At 67.2% G+C, this 17393-nt stretch carries 17 protein-coding genes; 11 read left to right on the top strand and 6 right to left on the bottom strand.

What is annotated here, in order from left to right:
- The first annotated feature begins 20 nt into the window (after positions 1-20).
- The gene (trpS, locus tag HRU76_15305; GenBank protein ID QOJ18869.1) at positions 21-1118 is read left to right on the top strand and encodes a tryptophan--tRNA ligase; all 1098 of its coding nucleotides are present in this window, start codon (positions 21-23) and stop codon (positions 1116-1118) included.
- A 29-nt stretch (positions 1119-1147) separates the two neighbouring features.
- Here trpS and moaD read toward each other — a convergent pair whose 3' ends face one another.
- Positions 1148-1393: a molybdopterin converting factor subunit 1 gene (moaD, locus tag HRU76_15300; GenBank protein QOJ18868.1), complete on the bottom strand. Its 246-nt coding sequence runs from the start codon at positions 1391-1393 to the stop codon at positions 1148-1150.
- Between the two features lie 225 nt (positions 1394-1618).
- Here moaD and HRU76_15295 point away from each other — a divergent pair, with 225 nt between their 5' ends.
- From HRU76_15295 to HRU76_15265, 7 genes are read left to right on the top strand one after another with little or no spacing between them, the layout of a single operon-like run.
- Positions 1619-3937 (top strand): DUF4040 domain-containing protein, encoded by a 2319-nt coding sequence (locus tag HRU76_15295; GenBank protein QOJ18867.1) that lies wholly within the window; start codon positions 1619-1621, stop codon positions 3935-3937.
- Positions 3934-4374 (top strand): Na+/H+ antiporter subunit B, encoded by a 441-nt coding sequence (locus tag HRU76_15290; GenBank protein QOJ18866.1) that lies wholly within the window; start codon positions 3934-3936, stop codon positions 4372-4374. The genes HRU76_15295 and HRU76_15290 overlap by 4 nt, the downstream gene beginning before the upstream one ends.
- A complete protein-coding gene (locus HRU76_15285; protein ID QOJ18865.1) occupies positions 4352-4699 on the top strand; it encodes an NADH-quinone oxidoreductase subunit K in 348 nt (115 codons plus the stop codon). The genes HRU76_15290 and HRU76_15285 overlap by 23 nt, the downstream gene beginning before the upstream one ends.
- 3 nt (positions 4700-4702) lie before the next feature.
- Entirely contained in the window at positions 4703-6301 is a 1599-nt protein-coding gene (locus HRU76_15280; GenBank protein ID QOJ18864.1) for a Na+/H+ antiporter subunit D, read from the top strand.
- Complete coding sequence (locus HRU76_15275) at positions 6298-6771, top strand: Na+/H+ antiporter subunit E (protein ID QOJ18863.1); 474 nt, start codon at positions 6298-6300, stop codon at positions 6769-6771. Before HRU76_15280 ends, HRU76_15275 begins: the two co-directional genes overlap by 4 nt.
- Positions 6768-7055, top strand: coding sequence for a hypothetical protein (locus tag HRU76_15270; GenBank protein ID QOJ18862.1), 288 nt, complete (start codon positions 6768-6770; stop codon positions 7053-7055). The genes HRU76_15275 and HRU76_15270 overlap by 4 nt, the downstream gene beginning before the upstream one ends.
- Complete coding sequence (locus HRU76_15265; protein ID QOJ18861.1) at positions 7052-7423, top strand: monovalent cation/H(+) antiporter subunit G; 372 nt, start codon at positions 7052-7054, stop codon at positions 7421-7423. The genes HRU76_15270 and HRU76_15265 overlap by 4 nt, the downstream gene beginning before the upstream one ends.
- Positions 7424-7475: 52 nt before the next feature.
- Here HRU76_15265 and HRU76_15260 read toward each other — a convergent pair whose 3' ends face one another.
- Complete coding sequence (locus tag HRU76_15260; GenBank protein QOJ18860.1) at positions 7476-9665, bottom strand: squalene--hopene cyclase; 2190 nt, start codon at positions 9663-9665, stop codon at positions 7476-7478.
- A 99-nt stretch (positions 9666-9764) separates the two neighbouring features.
- Here HRU76_15260 and HRU76_15255 point away from each other — a divergent pair, with 99 nt between their 5' ends.
- Positions 9765-10496: a gamma-glutamyl-gamma-aminobutyrate hydrolase family protein gene (locus HRU76_15255; protein ID QOJ18859.1), complete on the top strand. Its 732-nt coding sequence runs from the start codon at positions 9765-9767 to the stop codon at positions 10494-10496.
- Here the strand turns inward: HRU76_15255 and HRU76_15250 are convergent.
- On the bottom strand, positions 10442-10774 hold the full coding sequence (locus HRU76_15250; GenBank protein ID QOJ18858.1) for a hypothetical protein: 333 nt from the start codon (positions 10772-10774) through the stop codon (positions 10442-10444). The two genes, HRU76_15255 and HRU76_15250, sit on opposite strands and share 55 nt — an antisense overlap.
- A gap of 230 nt (positions 10775-11004) precedes the next feature.
- On the opposite strand from HRU76_15250, the gene hppD reads away from it, so the two are divergent.
- On the top strand, positions 11005-12192 hold the full coding sequence (gene hppD / locus HRU76_15245; protein QOJ19211.1) for a 4-hydroxyphenylpyruvate dioxygenase: 1188 nt from the start codon (positions 11005-11007) through the stop codon (positions 12190-12192).
- 25 nt (positions 12193-12217) lie between these two features.
- Here hppD and HRU76_15240 read toward each other — a convergent pair whose 3' ends face one another.
- The 3 genes from HRU76_15240 to HRU76_15230 are packed head-to-tail and all read right to left on the bottom strand — an operon-like array spanning position 12218 to position 15869.
- Entirely contained in the window at positions 12218-13177 is a 960-nt protein-coding gene (locus tag HRU76_15240) for an ABC transporter ATP-binding protein (GenBank protein QOJ18857.1), read from the bottom strand.
- On the bottom strand, positions 13174-15138 hold the full coding sequence (locus HRU76_15235) for an ABC transporter permease (GenBank protein QOJ18856.1): 1965 nt from the start codon (positions 15136-15138) through the stop codon (positions 13174-13176). Before HRU76_15235 ends, HRU76_15240 begins: the two co-directional genes overlap by 4 nt.
- The gene (locus HRU76_15230) at positions 15138-15869 is read right to left on the bottom strand and encodes an NAD(P)H-hydrate epimerase (protein ID QOJ18855.1); all 732 of its coding nucleotides are present in this window, start codon (positions 15867-15869) and stop codon (positions 15138-15140) included. The genes HRU76_15235 and HRU76_15230 overlap by 1 nt, the downstream gene beginning before the upstream one ends.
- Positions 15870-15981: 112 nt before the next feature.
- Here HRU76_15230 and HRU76_15225 point away from each other — a divergent pair, with 112 nt between their 5' ends.
- Positions 15982-17289 carry a glycosyltransferase gene (locus HRU76_15225; protein QOJ18854.1) on the top strand — a complete coding sequence of 436 codons (1308 nt, stop codon included), beginning with the start codon at positions 15982-15984 and terminating at the stop codon, positions 17287-17289.
- Positions 17290-17393 lie beyond the last annotated feature (104 nt).

Genomic DNA, 17393 nt, shown 5'->3' with positions numbered 1-17393 from the left:
GCGGATACACTGCCCTCCCCATGACCGCGACCGAACTCTCCACGTCATCACGCCCCGTTGGCGGCAAGCCCCGCATCCTCACCGGCGATACGCCCACCGGGCGGCTCCACCTGGGGCATTACGTGGGCAGCGTCAGGCGGCGCGTCGAACTGCAGGACAGCCACGACTGCTACATCATCATCGCCAACATGCACGCCTTTACCACGCGGGTGGACAAGCCGGGCGAGATTCGCGCCGACACGCTCGAGATCGTGCGCGATTATCTGGCCATGGGACTCGACCCGGAGAAGGCCACGATCTTCCTGCAGAGCGAGGTGCCCGCCATCGCGGAGCTGACGTTTCTCTTCGCCATGCTGCTGCCCTTCAACCGCGTGATGCGCAATCCCACGCTCAAGACGGAGATCGAGCTCAAGGGGCTGGGCGACGCGTATTCCTTCGGCTTTCCCCTGTACGCGGTGGGGCAGACGGCCGACATTCTCTCGTTCCGTCCGGTGGGCGTGCCGGTGGGGGAAGACCAGGTGCCGCACCTGGAACTGACGCGCGAGGTCGCCCGGCGTTTCAACCAGATCTACTGCAAGGTCTCGGACCAGGCGGAGGATGACGACCACCCGTCGCTGGGCGGGGTGTTCCCCATCCCCCGCGCGGATGTCGGTCCCGTGGGGCGGCTGATCGGCACCGATGGCGTCAACAAGATGTCCAAGTCCCTCAACAACGCCATCTTCATTTCCGATTCGCCCAAGGACGTGAAGAAGAAGATGGGCAAGCTCTACACCGGCCGCATGAACCCCACCGACCCCGGTGACATCAACAACGCGCTGTTCCAGTATGTGCGCACGTTCATTCCCGACCCCGAACGTGTGAAGGAACTGGAGCGACGATACGCCGCGGGGGACAACATCGGCGACGGCCACATCAAGGTCGAGGTGGCGGACGCCATCAACGCCCTGCTCGAACCCATGCGGGAACGACGGGCGAAGTACGAAGGCCGCGACGACCTGGTCATCGACCTGCTGCGCGAAGGCACGCGGCGCGCCAACCGCGTGGCGGAGGAGACGCTGCGGATGGCCAAGGACGCGGCGGGGCTGGGATTCTGGAAACGAAGCGTCACGGTGGCGTAGACCGCCGCGCGATCTGAGAGAACGCGCGATCATCCTCCGCTGACCGGCGGAATGACCGCCACGACCGCTCCTTCGCGCAGCGGCTGATCGGCTGGCGCGTAGCGTTCATCCACGGCCACCGCCAGACGATCACGGAAAGGCGCCGCCTGGGGCGCGCGGCGGATCAGCGCCTCCAATACGTCGCCCGCCATCGCTCCCTCGGGCAGGTCCAGCGACAACGAGCGCACACCGAAGGCGTCTGCCAGGTGGGCGAAGAGCAGCACGGTGATGCGCATGCGTCATCGTACGACGCGGATCGGCCTGGTGACCGGGGCGGCCGGCGCCGCGACCAATGATCGCTCTCGCGGCGTTGGCGTGGAACGCCAAGCGTCGTACGCTAGCACGCGGTCCGTCGTCGGGTGCGTGGTCAGGTGCATCCGGCGCGGAATGCCGCGGCGAAGTGACGGCTGCGGGCCTCGAGGAGCGCCCGAGACAGGTGTCCCGGGTGAGGAAGCGACTTCATGATGACGGCTTCGATCGGCATCCTGACGCTGCTGGCGGTGATCGCCCCCGTGGCGTGGCGATGGTCGCCCCGGTTCGCGCTGCCGGCGATGGCGACGGTCATTGTGCTGCTTGGGTGCGCCTTCGTGGCGCACCTGCCCGCGGTGGCGTCGGGAACGGCGCAGGTCGAGTCGTGGATGTGGCTGCCCGAACTGGGCGTGGCCATGAGTTTTCGACTGGATGGTCTTTCCCTGCTCTTCGCGCTGCTGATCTGTTTCATCGGGGGGGCGGTGGTGTTCTACGCCTCCTCATACCTGCGGGAGCATCCTCGGCTGGGCACATTTGCGGCGACGCTGATCGGATTCATGGCCGCGATGCTGGGGCTCGTGCTCGCGGACAACCTGATCCTGCTCTTCATCTTCTGGGAGCTGACCAGCATCACGTCCTTTCTGCTGATCGGCTTCGAGCACGAACGCCTTGCCGCCCGGAAGGCCGCGCTGCAGGCGCTGCTGGTGACGGGGCTGGGCGGTCTGGCGCTGCTGGCCGGCCTGGTGCTCCTGGGCGTGTCGGCGGGCGGGTTCGAGATCGGTCGCGTTCTGGACGCGCCGATTCGTGAGCACGGGCACTATGCGGTGATCGTGGTCCTGGTGCTGCTGGGAGCGTTCACCAAGAGCGCCATGGCACCCTTTCACTTCTGGCTTCCCAGCGCGATGGAAGCCCCCACGCCGGTCAGCGCGCTGCTGCATTCCGCCACCATGGTGAAGGCGGGCGTGTACCTGGTGGCGCGGCTGCACCCCGTGCTTGGCGGTACGGCCCTGTGGGATCACTCGCTCGTCATCGTGGGCGGAGCGACCATGCTCGCCGCGGCGTTCCTCGCCACACGCCAGACCCAGTTCAAGCGCATCCTGGCGTATTCCACCGTCAGTTCGCTGGGCACGATGATGATGCTCATCGGACTGGGGGCGGCCAAGGCGGCGGCGGCCTACCTGCTGGCCCACGCCATGTTCAAGGGATGCCTGTTCCTGGTGGCCGGGTCGATCACGCATGAAACGGGGGAGAAAGAGCCGCACCGGCTGGCCGGACTGCGAACATCGATGCCGCTGACCTTCGCCGCGGCGATCGGCGGCGCGCTGTCCATGGCGGGCATGTTCCCGCTGATGGGCTTCGTCGGGAAGGAACTGATGCTCAAGGCGGGGCTGGAGCACGTGATGTGGGCGGCGCCCCTGACGGCCGGCATGGTCCTGAGCGCGGTATTGACCGTGATGGCGGCGCTGCTGGCGGGCGTGATGCCGTTCCTGGGCCGCGCCTCGGCCGCAACGCCTGGACACGATCCCGACTGGCTTCAGTTGCTCGGCCCCATCGCCCTCGCGGTGGGCGGCGTGGTGGCCGGGCTGGCGCCGGGGCTCTTCGCCGAACCGCTGGTGAGCGCCACGGCGGGGTCCATCGAGGGCGGCGCTCCCCCGGCGGTGAAACTCGGAGCGGTGGGGCTGCTCTGGCCGCCGACGACCGCCACCTGGTTGAGCATCGCGGCCTTGCTGGCGGGTGCCGGCTTGTTCATGGGCCGGGGCGTCTATGCGCGGGCCTGTGCTCCCTTGGACGAGGTCGCCCGGCTTGGTCCGGCGAGGTGGTACGAGGGTCTCTTCGCGGGGCTGCTCCGGCTGGCGACGGCGCAGACTCGACTGCTGCAGAACGGCAGCATGCGCGCCTATCTGCGCGTGACGCTCCTGACCGCGCTGGGGGTCGGCGTGGCGGCGCTGATTCGCAGCCACCTCACGGTTGATCTGGCCTCGGCGGCTCACTGGCCCGAGTCATGGCTTGACGGAGCCATGGTGCTGGCGATCGTCAGCGCCGCGGCGGCCTCGACCATGCAGCGAACCGCGCTGGCCTCGGTGGCGGTCATCGGGGTGGTGGGGTTCGTGATCGCGCTGTTCTTCGCCCTGCTGGGCGCGCCCGACGTGGCCATGACGCAATTCGCGGTGGAGACGCTGGTTGTCATCATCTTCGTGCTGGTGATCTTCAATCTGCCCAGGTACCGCAATCTGACCAGCCGGGGCGAGCGACTGGTGGACGGCGTGATCGCCGGCTCCGTCGGCACGATGATGGCGGCCCTGACGTTGATGGCGGCGTCACGACCGCAGCCGGAGACCGTCTCGACCTACTTCGTGGAGCGGTCCGTGCCGGAAGCGTACGGCCGCAACGTGGTGAACGTGATCCTGGTGGACTTCCGCGCGCTTGACACGCTGGGCGAGGTTTTCGTGATCGGCGTGGCGGCGGTGGGAGTATTCACGCTGCTGCGGCTTCGTGCCGGCTCGCCGAACGGAAAGGGAGGGGCGTCGTGAACTCGTTGATCTTCAGGACCGCGTCCAAGGTGCTGCTGCCCGTGATGGTGCTGCTGTCGCTGGTGGTGCTGCTTCGGGGGCACAACGAACCTGGAGGCGGCTTCGTGGGCGGCCTGCTGGCGGCGGCGGGTTACTCGCTTTACGCCCTGTCTCACGGCGGGACGGAGGCGCGCCGTCTGTTGCGCCTCGACCCGAAGCGGATGATCGGTGCCGGATTGCTGCTGGCGGCGCTCAGCGGTGTTCCGGGTCTGCTGACCGGGGCGGCGTACCTGCACGGTTTCTGGTTGTCGTTCCGTCCGCCGGGCTTCCCTGAGGCGCTCAAGGCCGGCACACCGCTGCTCTTCGACGTGGGTGTGTTCCTGGTGGTTCTGGGCGGGACGCTGCTGATGGTGCTTTCACTGGAGGAGTCGCGACATGAACCTGCTGCTGGCGCTTAGCGTGGGGGCCCTCTTCGCCGCCGGCTCGTACATGCTGCTGCGGCGCAGTCTGGTGAAACTCGTGATCGGACTGGCGCTGATCAGTCACGGCGCCAACCTGCTCATCTACGCCTCGGCACGCCCGGTGCGGGGCAGGCCCCCGCTGGTGGAGGCGGGCATGATGCTGCCCGCCGAGCCGCACAGCGATCCCCTGCCGGCCGCGCTGGTGCTGACGGCCATCGTGATCGGGTTCGGGATCGTCGGATACACCATTGTGCTGATCCAGCGCGCCTACCAGGACGTGGGCACCGACGACCTGGCGGCGTTCACCACCACGGATCGCTGATCAATGCTGCTGACGCTGCCCATTCTGCTCCCGATGCTGGCCGCCGCCCTGTGCGTAACGGCGTGGGGGCGGGCGCGCCTGCAGGCCGCCCTGGCGACGGCCACCATGACCGCGGTCACCGGCATGGCGGTCGCGCTGCTGGCGATGGTGCGCCGCGAGGGCGTGCAGGTGGTCGAGGTCGGCGGATGGGCCGCCCCGTACGGCATCGCGCTGGTGGCTGATCTGTTCGCCGCCATCATGGTGCTGCTGGGCGCCATCGTGGGGCTGGCGGTGACGGTCTATTCGATCGGGGCGACCGATGACCGCCGCGCGGCGCAGGGGCATTATCCGCTCGTGCTGTCGCTTCTGGCGGCCGTTTCCGGCGCGTTTCTCAGCGGCGACCTGTTCAACCTCTACGTCTGGTTCGAGCTGATGCTCCTCTCATCCTTCGTGCTGCTCACGCTGGGCGGCGAGCGGGCGCAGCTCGAAGGGTCCATCAAGTACGTGACGCTCAATCTGGTCTCGTCGATCCTCTTCCTGTCGGCGGTGGGGCTGATCTACGCGACGACCGGCACGCTGAACATGGCGCACCTGGCGCAGCGACTGGACGGGTTGAACGATCCACGTCTGGCGACCGCGCTGGGAGCGCTGCTGCTGGTGGCGTTCGGCATCAAGGCGGCGGTGTTTCCGGTGTTCTTCTGGCTGCCGGCTTCGTATCACACGCCGCCGCCGGCGGTGTCGGCGCTCTTCGCGGGCCTGCTGACCAAGGTGGGGGTGTACGCCATCATCCGATCCGCCACGCTCCTGTTTGACCAGGAGCACGCCCTGCTCGGAGAGGCGCTGCTGGTCGTCGCCGGGTTCACCATGCTCAGCGGCGTGCTGGGGGCGGTGGCGCAGAACGACATGCGCCGCATCCTCTCGTTTCACATCGTCAGCCAGATCGGCTACATGCTGATGGGGTTGGGGCTCGCCATCCGCGTGCTGGGCGGCGCGTCGCAGGATACGGAGCGGGCGATGGCCGCGGCGGGCATCGCTCTGGCCGGGTCGGTGTTCTACATCCTGCACCACATCATCGTGAAGACCAACCTCTTCCTCATCAGCGGGGTGGTGCTGCGGGATCGCGGCACCACGGAACTGAAGCACCTGGGAGGGCTGATCCGGACTCATCCCGCCCTGGCGGGACTGTTCCTGGTCACCGCCCTGTCCCTGGCGGGCATTCCCGTGCTTTCCGGCTTCTGGGCCAAGCTGGCGCTGGTGCGGGGCGGGCTGGAAACCGGCGCGTACGTCATCGTCGCCGTCTCGCTGGCGGTGAGTCTGCTCACGCTGCTGTCAATGACCAAGATCTGGTCCGAGGCCTTCTGGGGAGAACCCGCGACCACGGGGCCGAGGACCGATGGAATTGAGGCGCCAACCGGGCATCGTCGGGCGGCAATGCGCGGGCCGGTGGCGGCCATGGCGCTGCTGAGCGTGATGATCGGCGTCGGCGCCTCGCCCGTCTACCGCTTGGCTCGTGAGACGGCCGGACAACTGCTCGATTCCTCGATCTACATCGGCGCGGTCCTGCCGCCGGGCGAATCGTCCGGGTCGGACGGCGCCGGACCCGTCGGTGGAGGTGAGCCATGACGCTGGGGACCAACCTGCTGATGGCGCTGCTGTGGGCTGCCCTGATCGGCCCCTTCACGCCGTCGAACCTGCTCATCGGTTTCGTGATCGGCTACATCGTGCTCTGGCTGTGCAGCCCCGGCGGACGGCGCCCCGCGTACGCGAGACGGACCATGGCCGCGGCGGAGCTGGCCGGCTTCACGTTCTACGAACTCATGCTGGCCAATCTGCGCGTGGCGCGATACACGGTGTCGCGGCTGCGGACGCTGCGTCCGGCGGTGCTTCGGGTGCCGCTGGAGCCGGACCTGACCGACACCGAGATCACGCTGCTGGCCTCGCTGATCACGCTGACGCCCGGCACGCTGACGCTCGACGTGTCGCGTGACCGCAGCGCGATGTTCGTTCACTTCATGCACGTGGAGGACGACGCCCAGGCGATCGCCGCCGTGAAGAACGGCTTCGAACGCCGCATTCTCAAGGTGACGCGATGATCCCTCCCGGCGGCGATCCCACGCACTGGCTGTTCCTGGTGGGCGGCGGCGCCTTCGGGCTGGGGATTCTGGCCTCGCTATGGCGCGTGGTCGCCGGCCCCACCCTGGCCGATCGGGTGGTGGCCCTCGATCTCGTCGGCTTTCTCGCGGTGGGTGTGCTGTGCGTCTTCTCGATCGTCACCGGCAACTTCTCACTGCTGGCGGTGGCGCTGGTGGCGGCGCTGATTCTCTTCCTCGGAACCGCGGCGTTCGCCATCTACCTGGAGCGACGGGAGGCGCCATGACCATCGCCGACGTCATCATCGTGGTGCTGGTGCTGCTGGGCTGCGGCTTCGGGCTGCTGGCCGCCGTCGGCGTGGTGCGGATGCCCGATCTCTACACCCGCATGCAGTCCGCCACCAAGGCCGGCACGCTCGGCGTCGTCTGCGTGGTGCTGGCGGCGGCGATTCACTTCGGTTCGGCGGCCGTCGCCGTGGAGGCCATGATGGTGGTGCTGTTCTTCTTCGCCACCGCGCCGATCGCCTCGCACCTGATCGGACGGGCTTCGTATCGCGCGGGCGTACCGCTCTGGAGCCGAACCACGCGAAACGACCTCGCCGCAGGAGAGCCGCCGACGACTCCGGGGCGTGCTCCCATGCCGCCGAAGGGCTGATGGCGTGAGCGAATCGGCGTCGGGCTGTTCGAGCCGGGGAACCGGCCGTGCGTCATCCCGCCGCCGGTACCGGAACCCGCATCCGGGCAAGGTGCGGCAGCCCGCCGGGCAGCGGCTTCACGCTCCGGCGGTATCTCGCCAGCGCCATCAGCGGGAAATAGAGCCGGTACAGGTGGTAGCGCAGGTAGAACACCCGCGGGAATCCGGTGCCCGTGTACTCCAGCTCTCGCCACGAGCCGGCGCGATCGCCATCCACGTTCCATGCGCGGTTGGCGGCCTGCTCCGGGGTCATCTGGGTCTTCATCAGCCACTGAATGGCCCGCGACAGATCCGGGTCATGCGGACCGAAGATCTCGAAGAGCACCATCGACGCCCAGGCGGTCTGCGACGCCGTGGGAATACCTTGGCCGCGTGCGATGGGCATCTCGTAGGTGTCCGCCGATTCGCCGAACGAGCCGTCCGGCTGCTGAATGGACTTGATCCACTTGCCCGCCCGCTGAACCCACGGTTCGTCGCGATGCACCCCCGTGCGGATCGGTCCGATCACCGCCTGCCACGTGCCGTAGATGTAGTTCACGCCCCAGCGGCCGAACCAGCAGCCGTCCGGCTCCTGACGCGATCGGATGTAGCGAATGGCCTTGGCGACCGCCGGATGATCCTTCGTATAGCCGTGCCATGCCAGGCATTCCAGCACGCGTCCCGTGATGTCCGGGCAGGATGGATCCTGCATGGCGTTGTGATCGGCGAACGGGATGAGTTCAAGAATGGGTCGATCGACGGTGCGGTCGAAGGCGGCCCACCCGCCATCATCATTCTGCATGTCAAGAATCCACTCGACGCCGCGCCGGGCCGATTCGTGGTTCGCCGCGCCGCCCGCGCGTCGAAGAGCCATGGCGACCATCGCCGTGTCGTCCACGTCCGGGTACCACGCATTGTGATACTCGAAGCACCAGCCCGCGGGCGGCCTGGGGCGCGGCGGTGGAGTGACAAGAGCGTGCGCCGATGCTGTCCAGCCCGCCTCCACACCCGGCGTCCAGGATTCCCGTGGAAACCTGGGACAGGCCGAACCGACGAGATACCTGGCCTGATCTTGCGGCTTGAGATTGCGCACCCAGTCGCCGACGTGTTCGCACTGGTTGGAGCGGAGCCATGCGGCCGCCTGTTCGATGCGCGGGTCCGAGGCGTCCAGGCCCGCGTCGCACAAGGCGTAGAGGGCGATGCCGGTGTCCCACACGGGCGAGAAGCACGGCTGAATGCGGATGTGCTCGCCCGCCTCGATGAAGAACGCATCCAGCTCCCGCTCGGCGTGACGAACGATGGGGTCGTGCCGCGGATAACCCAGCGCGTTGAGGGCGATCTGGATGTAGACCATCGGCGGGAAGATCGCCCCCAGACCGTCGGTGGCGGCGCCTGTGGTCGCGCCGCTGCGCTCCAGGATCCATGCCAGCGCATCACGCATGGCCATGCGGCGCAGTGGCGTCAGCCCCAGCCGCTCCGCCCACTTGATGGTCTTGTCGGCCATGCGGAAGAGCGTGGCGGCGCTGAAGAACCCCTGCTCCTCGATTTCGGGTCGATGCAGGAATGTGAGCCGATGCCGATCCCGCTGGCTGATGAAGAGTTCGTCGATCCCCAGCCGCCTGGGCAGCCGCCGCGTGGGTTTCAGCGCGGACACAAGCGCCAGCGGCAGGATCATGGTTCGCGTCCACGCGCTGACCTTGTCCATGTGAAAGAGGAACCAGCGCGGCAGCCAGATGACCTCCGGCGGAATGCTTGGCACGGCGTTCCACGAAATCTGCCCCAGGCAGGCCAGATAGAAGTTGGTGAAGCTGTTGCACAGTTCCGCACCCCCCGCCTTGCGAACGGCCTCGCGGGCCGCGGTCATGTGCGGAGCATCCGGGTCGTCGCCCAGCAGCTTGAGTGCGAAGTACGCCTTCACGGTGGCGCTCACGTCCATCGACGCGCCGGGGTACTGTCCCCACGTGCCGTCCGCCCGTTGCATCGAACGCATCCAGTTGGCGATGCGGGGCAGCACCTCGGCGGCGGTCCTGCCGTCGCGCATGGGCGCGTTCTCCTGGCCCAGGATGAACTTCATCAGCAGGTACTCGCTGGCCAGAATTGAGTCACCCTGCAACTCCGCGCACCAGTGACCGTCGGGCTTCTGAAGCGAGAAGAGCGCGTCGATCGCCGCCTGCAATGAGGCGTCTAATCGATCCGGGTCGATCATGCCGGGCTGCTGGCTCACGTGGCGGGTACTCCGATGCTGATGGTTCGAGGATGCGGCGGTCGATTGTAGAATCCAGTCCGTTCGATTCCCGGCCTGTACCTGAGATGACGCGACCGCATGTCACCACCCCGCATCGGCATCACGTCCGACTTTGACGGCGAACGCTGCATCGTCGCCATCCACACGGCCCGGCGCGTCGAGCGAGCGGGGGGGTTGCCGGTGCACCTGCCGTGTCTTCCTTCAGTCGCGGCGACCTGCGCGGATCGGCTCGACGGCTTCGTCTTCACAGGAGGGGATGATCCGATCATGGAGCGCTGGGGCGTCCCCACGCACCCCAAGGCCAGGCCGGTTCATCCCGATCGGCAGGCATTCGAACTGGCGTTGCTGGAGGCGCTCATCGCGCACCGGGAACGACCTGTTCTGGGCATCTGTCTGGGCATGCAGATGATGTCGCTTCACGCGGGCGGACGGATGGATCAGCACATGCCCGACACCGACGCCGCGCGGGCGGCAAGACACTGGGGCAGGTTGATTCACCGGGTCACGGGCGACCTCGGCTGGGGAGCGTTCGAGGCGCCGGTGCAGAGTCATCATCGGCAGGCGATCGTCGATGCCGGGCGACTGAGCGTGTGCGGCATGTCCGATGACGGCGTGATCGAGGCCGTACGCGACCCCGCGAGACCGTTCTACCTCGGCGTCCAGTGGCATCCGGAGCGGACGGACGACCACGCCGGCGGGCAGGCGATCTTCGAGCAGTTCATGCGCACCTGCAGCGAGAGGTCGCGCGGTGCGGCTCATGGTCCGGCCGCGACCCCGCCAGCGATGGCCAGAACGACGAAGATGATGTAGCCGCAGCCGCAGAGCGTGCCCAGCCCTCCCAGGATGAGTCCGATGATGCTGACGACGTATCCGGCGGTCGCCACGCCGCCATTGGAATAGACGCCCGGATTGGACTCGCACAGGAGTTTGGCGTATTTCGACTTGGTGAACCCGACCCAGGCCAGGATCAACCCCACCAGCGGAAAGTTGAACACCAGCGAGCAGATGCCCAGCACCAGCCCGGCGGTAGCGCCGGGGGCCTCCCGTGGGGTGAATCCGTGCGGCTGCATGGGCGGGTACTGCGACATCGTGCACCTCGGGCGATGGTTGGAGATTCTCGGCGTGCTGATCCCGCGCTGCGTCGATCCGCGCCGGAAGGATGACACCCTACCGTCCGGATGGGGTGGCTGTCAAAGCACGGACGATTCCCCTCTCTCCACGCACCCGGAAACGGACCCGTGGCGCATAGCATTGGATGATCCCCCCATCAACGGAGTGAGCCATGACCACCGCCCAGTCCAAGTCGCCGGTTGTCTCAATGACCCGTGAGGTTGATCCCCTGCAGTTGATCGATGTGGATCACGTGCAGTTCTACGTCGGCAACGCCAAGCAGGCGGCGTTCTTCTACGCCCACTGCTTCGGCTTCCAGATCGAGCAGGTGGGCGACCTGACCACCGGGTACCGCGACGCCGCCCATTACCTGCTCACGCAGGGCAACATCCGGTTCATCCTGACCAGCGGGCTGACGGCCAGCCACCCCGCGTCGATGGAAGTGGCGATCTACGGCGACGGCGTGAAGGACGTGGCCTTTACCGTGTTCGACGCCGAAAAGGCGTGGGAGCAGGCCGTCCGCAACGGCGGCGAGTCGGCCTACGAGCCCCGCACGTTCAAGGATGAACACGGCAGCGTCACCATGGCCGGCATCAAGACCTACGGCCGGGTGGTGCATTCCTTCGTCAGCCGCACCGGCGCGTATGACCTCAACCGCGTCAAGCAGGGAGGGCTGTTCAAGCCGCGCTTCCGCAAACTCGAGGGGGGCGGCAACTCCGCCGTGCTGGCGATCAACGACTACAACCGCAAGCACCCCTGCGGGCTGAAGTACGTGGATCACCTGGTCGGCAACGTCGAACTCGGTCGGATGAATCACTGGGTCCGGTGGTACGAGAACGTGCTGGGCTTCTCGATGTTCAAGCACTTTGACGACAAGGACATCTCCACCGAGTATTCCGCCCTGATGTCCAAGGTCATGGCCAGCGGCAACAACCTGATCAAGATGCCCATCAACGAGCCGGCCGAGGGCAAGAAGAAGAGCCAGGTGCAGGAATACCTCGACTGGCATCAGAACACGCCCGGCGTGCAGCACCTGGCCCTGCGGACGGATGACGAGCTGCACTCGATCGCCGCCCTGCGCAGCCGAGGGGTGGACTTCCTCACCCTGCCCGACGCCTACTACGACAAGGTATGGGACCGCGTGAACACCATGCTGCGGCAGCACGGGCACGAAGCGGTGAAGGAAGACCACGACCGCATCCGCGAGCTGGGCATCCTGGTTGATTCCGACGACGAGGGCTATCTGCTGCAGCTCTTCACCAAGCCGCTCCAGGACCGGCCCACGCTGTTCTTCGAGATCATCTGCCGCCGCGGCAGCCAGAGCTTCGGCAAGGGCAACTTCAAGGCCCTGTTCGAGGCCCTGGAGCTGGAGCAGGCGCGGCGGGGGAATCTGTAACGACCAGCCCCACGGCACGGGGCGATCACACGACGCGGCCGTCGTGGATTTCGACGATGCGGTCGGCCCGCGCCGCCACGGTTCGGTCGTGCGTCACCATGACGATGGTCAGCCCCCGGCGGTGTTGTTCGGCGAGCAGGTCGAGAATCTCGCCGCCGGTCTTTTCATCCAGGTTGCCGGTGGGTTCGTCGGCCAGCAGGATGCGCGGTCCGTTGACGAGGGCCCTGGCGATGGCCACGCGCTGGCGCTCGCCGCCGGAGAGTTCGCGCGGTCGATGCGTGAGCCGGTGTCCCAGCCCGAAGGCCTCGAGCATGTCGCGAGTGCGACGCTTGGTTTCCGCGTAGCCGGGCCGAAAGCGACCCAGCAGGGTGGCGACCTCGGTGACGATCGAGGGGCCGACCAGCGCGCCCGCCAGGAACCCGATGCCGCCCACCAGCGCCAGGACGGTGCCCGGCCTCCACCCGATCGCCTCCGCCAGCCCCAGCGCGCCGGCCGCACCGATCCAGGCGGCCAGCATGACCAGGCCGGAGACTACGATCACCATCGCCCACCACCTCCGAGAACGGATCGACGCCCGCACCAGGCCCGGCAGCATCGCGTTCTCCAGCACCGACAGTTCCGGAAGCAGGTGGTAGAACTGAAAGACGAAGCCCACGTGGTCGTTGCGGTAGCGGCTGCGCTGCTCGTGGGTCATGGCGTGAAGCGGCGTGCCGTTGGACTGAATCGCGCCCTTGCCCGCGTCGGGTCGGTCCAGATCCCCCAGCAGGTGCAGCAGCGTGCTCTTGCCCGAGCCGGAGGCGCCGAGCACCGCCACCCACTCGCCTTCACGCACGCTCAGAGATGCCCCGCGCAGCACCGGCACATCAACGCGCCCCAGCCGGTACGTCTTGTGGACGTTCTTCGCTTCCAGCACGACGGGTGAGGCGTCGATGGCCGCTGCCGCGCCGTTGCTTGAGCGTCGGGATGAGGGGTTGGGCGTGGTCATTCGTATCGAAGTGCGGCGACGGGATCGAAGTCGGCGGCGCGGGCGGCGGGGATCAGCGCCCCGATCACGCTGAACACCACGGCGCCGAGCATGGTGCCGACGGCGCTGACGAAGTCCACGCGGCTTGGAATCTCGGTGAAGTAGTACACCTTGGGATCCCACACGAGGAACCCAGGATGAACCATCATGCCCCCCCCGACGCCCAACAACGCGATGGTCGCCAGGAGCATCGAGATGACGGGCAGAATGCTCCCGCGCGTGGCCAGCCAGCCGGTGATGATGAGCGCGGCGGCCGCCGCGGCGTACACGCTGCCCCACATCCACGCCGGGAACGGCTCACCCAGGGCATTGTGAATGTGATTGATGTTCCGCACCACCAGGTACGCCAGCCCCAGCCCGATGATCGAGCCGATGACGCCCACCACCAGCCCGTAGCGCACGAACACCCAGAGAATCCCCACGCGCGAGGCGCCAACCGAGCGGAGAATGCCGATGTCCTTGGTCTTCTCGTACACGATGGCCCAGAAGATGACGAGCACCAGCCCGGCGCAGACCACGTAGATGATGGAGAAGAGAATGCGCATGAGATTGCGCTCCTTCTCCACCGGGCCGATGATCTGGGCGTTCTGCTCCTCCCACGTCTTGATGCCCACGAACAGGCGGTCAGGCAGGGCGTCCGGCACGCGCTCGGCCCGCATGGCGGTCTGCAGCCGTGCATACACCTCCTCCACCTGCTGCTTGAGCTGCTGAGGCGTGAAGCCGGGCTTGGCGCTGACGAGAATCATCGTCACCCGGGCCGAGCGCCGCCCGATCACCATTGGCTCGCCCGTCTCCGGGTCCAGCGTGTTCGGATCGACAATCTCCGAGGCGTCGAGCTCGAGCATGCGCTGCAGCAGCTCCACCGGCACCAGCACGCGCTTGTCGTCGATCTGAAAGACCCCGAACTGGGCCTCGTTGACCACGGTGAGGATGCGGCTCTGCGGGTCGGTGACGGCGCCGCGGTCGGTGACCGGCAGCACGGTGAGCGTCACCTGCTGCGCGGGCATCCACAGCGATCCCTGGGCCAGCACGCGATACGTGCCGTCGCTGCGGCGCTCGTTGGCCTTGGAGACATGAATCCCGGTGATGATGGCGTCCAGTCCGCCGTCCGGCGCGCGCAGCTGACGCCCCCATTCAAGCAGGCGACGCAGGTCAAGATGACGTTCGCTCTCCGGCCGCAGCCGCGGCTCGCGGAGCCACAGATCCTGCCAGCCGAACTCGCCGACCAGACCCGGCAAGCTGGCGCGGAACTGATCGAGGGGCAGGTCGCGGATGGCGGCGCGCTGCTCGGGCGGGGCCAGTCCGATCAACGCGGAGCGCATCGGGTCGCGCGTGAACCTGGCGATTTCCTCGCGCTCCTCCCTGGTGAAGAACGACGGAAGCTCCCACAGCTCCCGCGTTGCGTTGCGCAGAGCCGCCATCCACTGCGCATCGGTGGGCGGACGCCAGTAAAGGGCCTTGTCCATCGACGTGACGGCGCTGAACGATCTGGGCTCCACGCCCCACACCTGCACCACCTCGGTGTCCTCGTAGGGCATCTTGAGCAGCCCCCACGAATCCACCACCGGGCTGGCTTCGGCGGCGGCGGGCAGCGCGCGGATTTCCGCGATGAGCCGCTCGTAGTTGGGAATGCCGTGGATCGGGCGACTGACGATGACGTCGCCCATCAGCGTCTTGCCCGCGTTGCGGATCATGTCCACGAACCCGCTCATCACGCTCACCACGATGATCACCAGCGCGGTGCACAGGGCGACCGCCGCCACCGCAATCAGCGGAATCACCCGCGTCGTCAGGTAGCGATTGCTCAGCAGGGCGTGGTACATGGGGAGAAGAACAGGAGTGCGCGAGAAGCGGATGCGGGGGTCGCGGATGCGGGACAGCGTAGGGATCGGCGTTGCGATCGCCAAGACGATTGGCGGCATCAACCGGACTTTTCGTCAGTTGCCGGACTGGGCGACCACCGCCGCCCATGCCGCGCCAGCACTTCGCGCGGCGCTCCGATGTCGCCGACGATGACGCGACCCGTCCAGTCGCGCGATCGCGGATTGAGAAAACCCCGCTTCCATCCGACAAACGACACGGTCGTCGCCGCCCGAATGGCGGCTCTCAATGGCTCGCCGGAATCGCAGTCCAGTCCCGAGGGAAGGTCCGCCGCGACGATTGGAACGCCTGAACGGTTCATCCAGTCGATGATCTCGAAGGCGCGTCCTTCCACGGGTCGATCCAGTCCGGTGCCCAGCAGGCAGTCGAGGACGAGCCCGAACGATTCCACGGGAAACCCGGCGTCGAGATCGAGGAAGGGAAGCCCCATGCGACCGCAGACATCATGATTGAGCCGCGCGTCCGTGCCTTGCCGCGGCGTTCCCCAGCGCCCCAGCGTCACGGCGACCCCCCGGTTGTGCAGATGCCGCGCCGCGGCGTATCCGTCACCCCCGTTGTTGCCGGGGCCGCACACGATGAGCACTCCCCTTGACGCCGGCCCGGCGTCGTTCCGAGTGCTCGCATGCAGGATCGACATGGCGGCTTCGGCCAGCGCGCGGGCGGCATTCTCCATCAGGACCATGCCGGGGATGCCGAACATCTCGATCGACTCACGGTCCACGGCGCGGCAGCCGGCGCGGTCGAACACGAGCAAAGGTGCGGAATCCTGCATGGATGGATCGTACCGCCCGACTATCATTCCAACGATCGGCGTGCGGCGGATCGCGCGGATATCGGGCGTGGCCCGATCGGTCGCGACGGGCCGGGCAGGGTAGCGCGACGGCATGACACAGTTGACCGAGATCCTGCGCTGGCTCATCCTGATTCTGGCGAGCGTGTCGGCGGCGTACTGGGCGGTGGTCCTGGTGCGCGTCATCCGCGCCATGCTGGCGGCTCCGTCGGTGCGCGTCGGGCTCGAAACGCCTCAGCCGCCGGGCGGGTGGCCGAAGGTCTCCATCATCGTGCCGGCGCACAATGAGCAGCAGGTCATCGAGGACTGCGCCCGGCGACTGACGGCGCAGGACTATCCGAACCTCGAGATCATCTACGTGCTCGATCGCTGCACGGATGACACGCTGAAACGGCTGCGTCCATTCGCCGAACGGGATGGTCGCATCACCATCGTGGAGAATGACTCCTGTCCCCCGGACTGGGCGGGCAAGTGCAACGCCGCGCGGCTTGGGGCGGAGCGCGCCGCCGGCGGCTGGCTGCTGTTCACCGACGCGGACACGCAGTTTCATCCGTCGCTGGTGCGGGCCTCGGTGGGCATGGCGCTGGGGCGCGGACTGGATTTCCTCTCCCTGCTCAGCACGCTCACATCGCACGAGCCGTTCGAGCGCCTGGTGCAGCCGGTGGCCTCGATGACCCTGCTGCGAATGTACCCGCTTGACCGCGTCAACCGGGCTGAAACCAAGCGCCGCTTCGCCAACGGGCAGTTCATGCTCTTCTCGCGCGATATCTACCAGCGCATCGGGGGGCACGTCACGGTGAAGGACGACCTGCTGGAGGACATGTCCTTCGCCCGCTACGTGCGGCGACGGGGCGGAACCAGCGGCGTGTTCCTCGATGGCGGCATGCTGGTGTGCGCCATGTATGACTCATTTCCCGCCTTCCGTGAGGGATGGAAGCGCATCTTCATCGAGGCCTGCAAGCGCAAGCCCGACCGGCTTCGCCGCGTGGGCGGGCGGCTGATGGTCAACGCCGTGTGCGACCCCGTGCTGCGATTGGCGGCGGCCGGGATGGCGATTCATGCCCTGGCGATCGGCGCGGTCGGATGGGCGCTGGCCCTTGGAATCGCGTCCGGGCTTGGATGGCTGCTCAAGACGGGGGCCTTGTCGATCGTGTACCGTCTGGGCCGCTCCCCCGGCTGGGCGGTGCTGGCTCAGCCGTGGGGGGCGTGGCACGTGGCCCGCATCATGTTCGAGGGTGCGCGCGATCTGAAGGCCCGCCGTCCCGTCCGCTGGGGCGGGCGCGAGTACGTGCTTGAGCCCCGCGCACCGGATGATGACAATGACGTGATTCATCATCTTCAGGGTTCGTCGCACGGTTCAAAGCAGGCCCCGGAGATGCACGAGCCGATTCCCGGAAGATAGAAAGCCGACAGAACAGGCGGGGAATTTCACGCGGCACGTTCGATCACGTGTCGAGTCGAGTACGAGCCCGATAGGGATCATCGGCGTTCATCAGCGGAACGGCC

This window comes from Phycisphaeraceae bacterium (assembly GCA_015709595.1).
GTDB lineage: Bacteria > Planctomycetota > Phycisphaerae > Phycisphaerales > SM1A02 > CAADGA01.
This window is presented reverse-complemented; position numbering and strand designations above follow the sequence as displayed.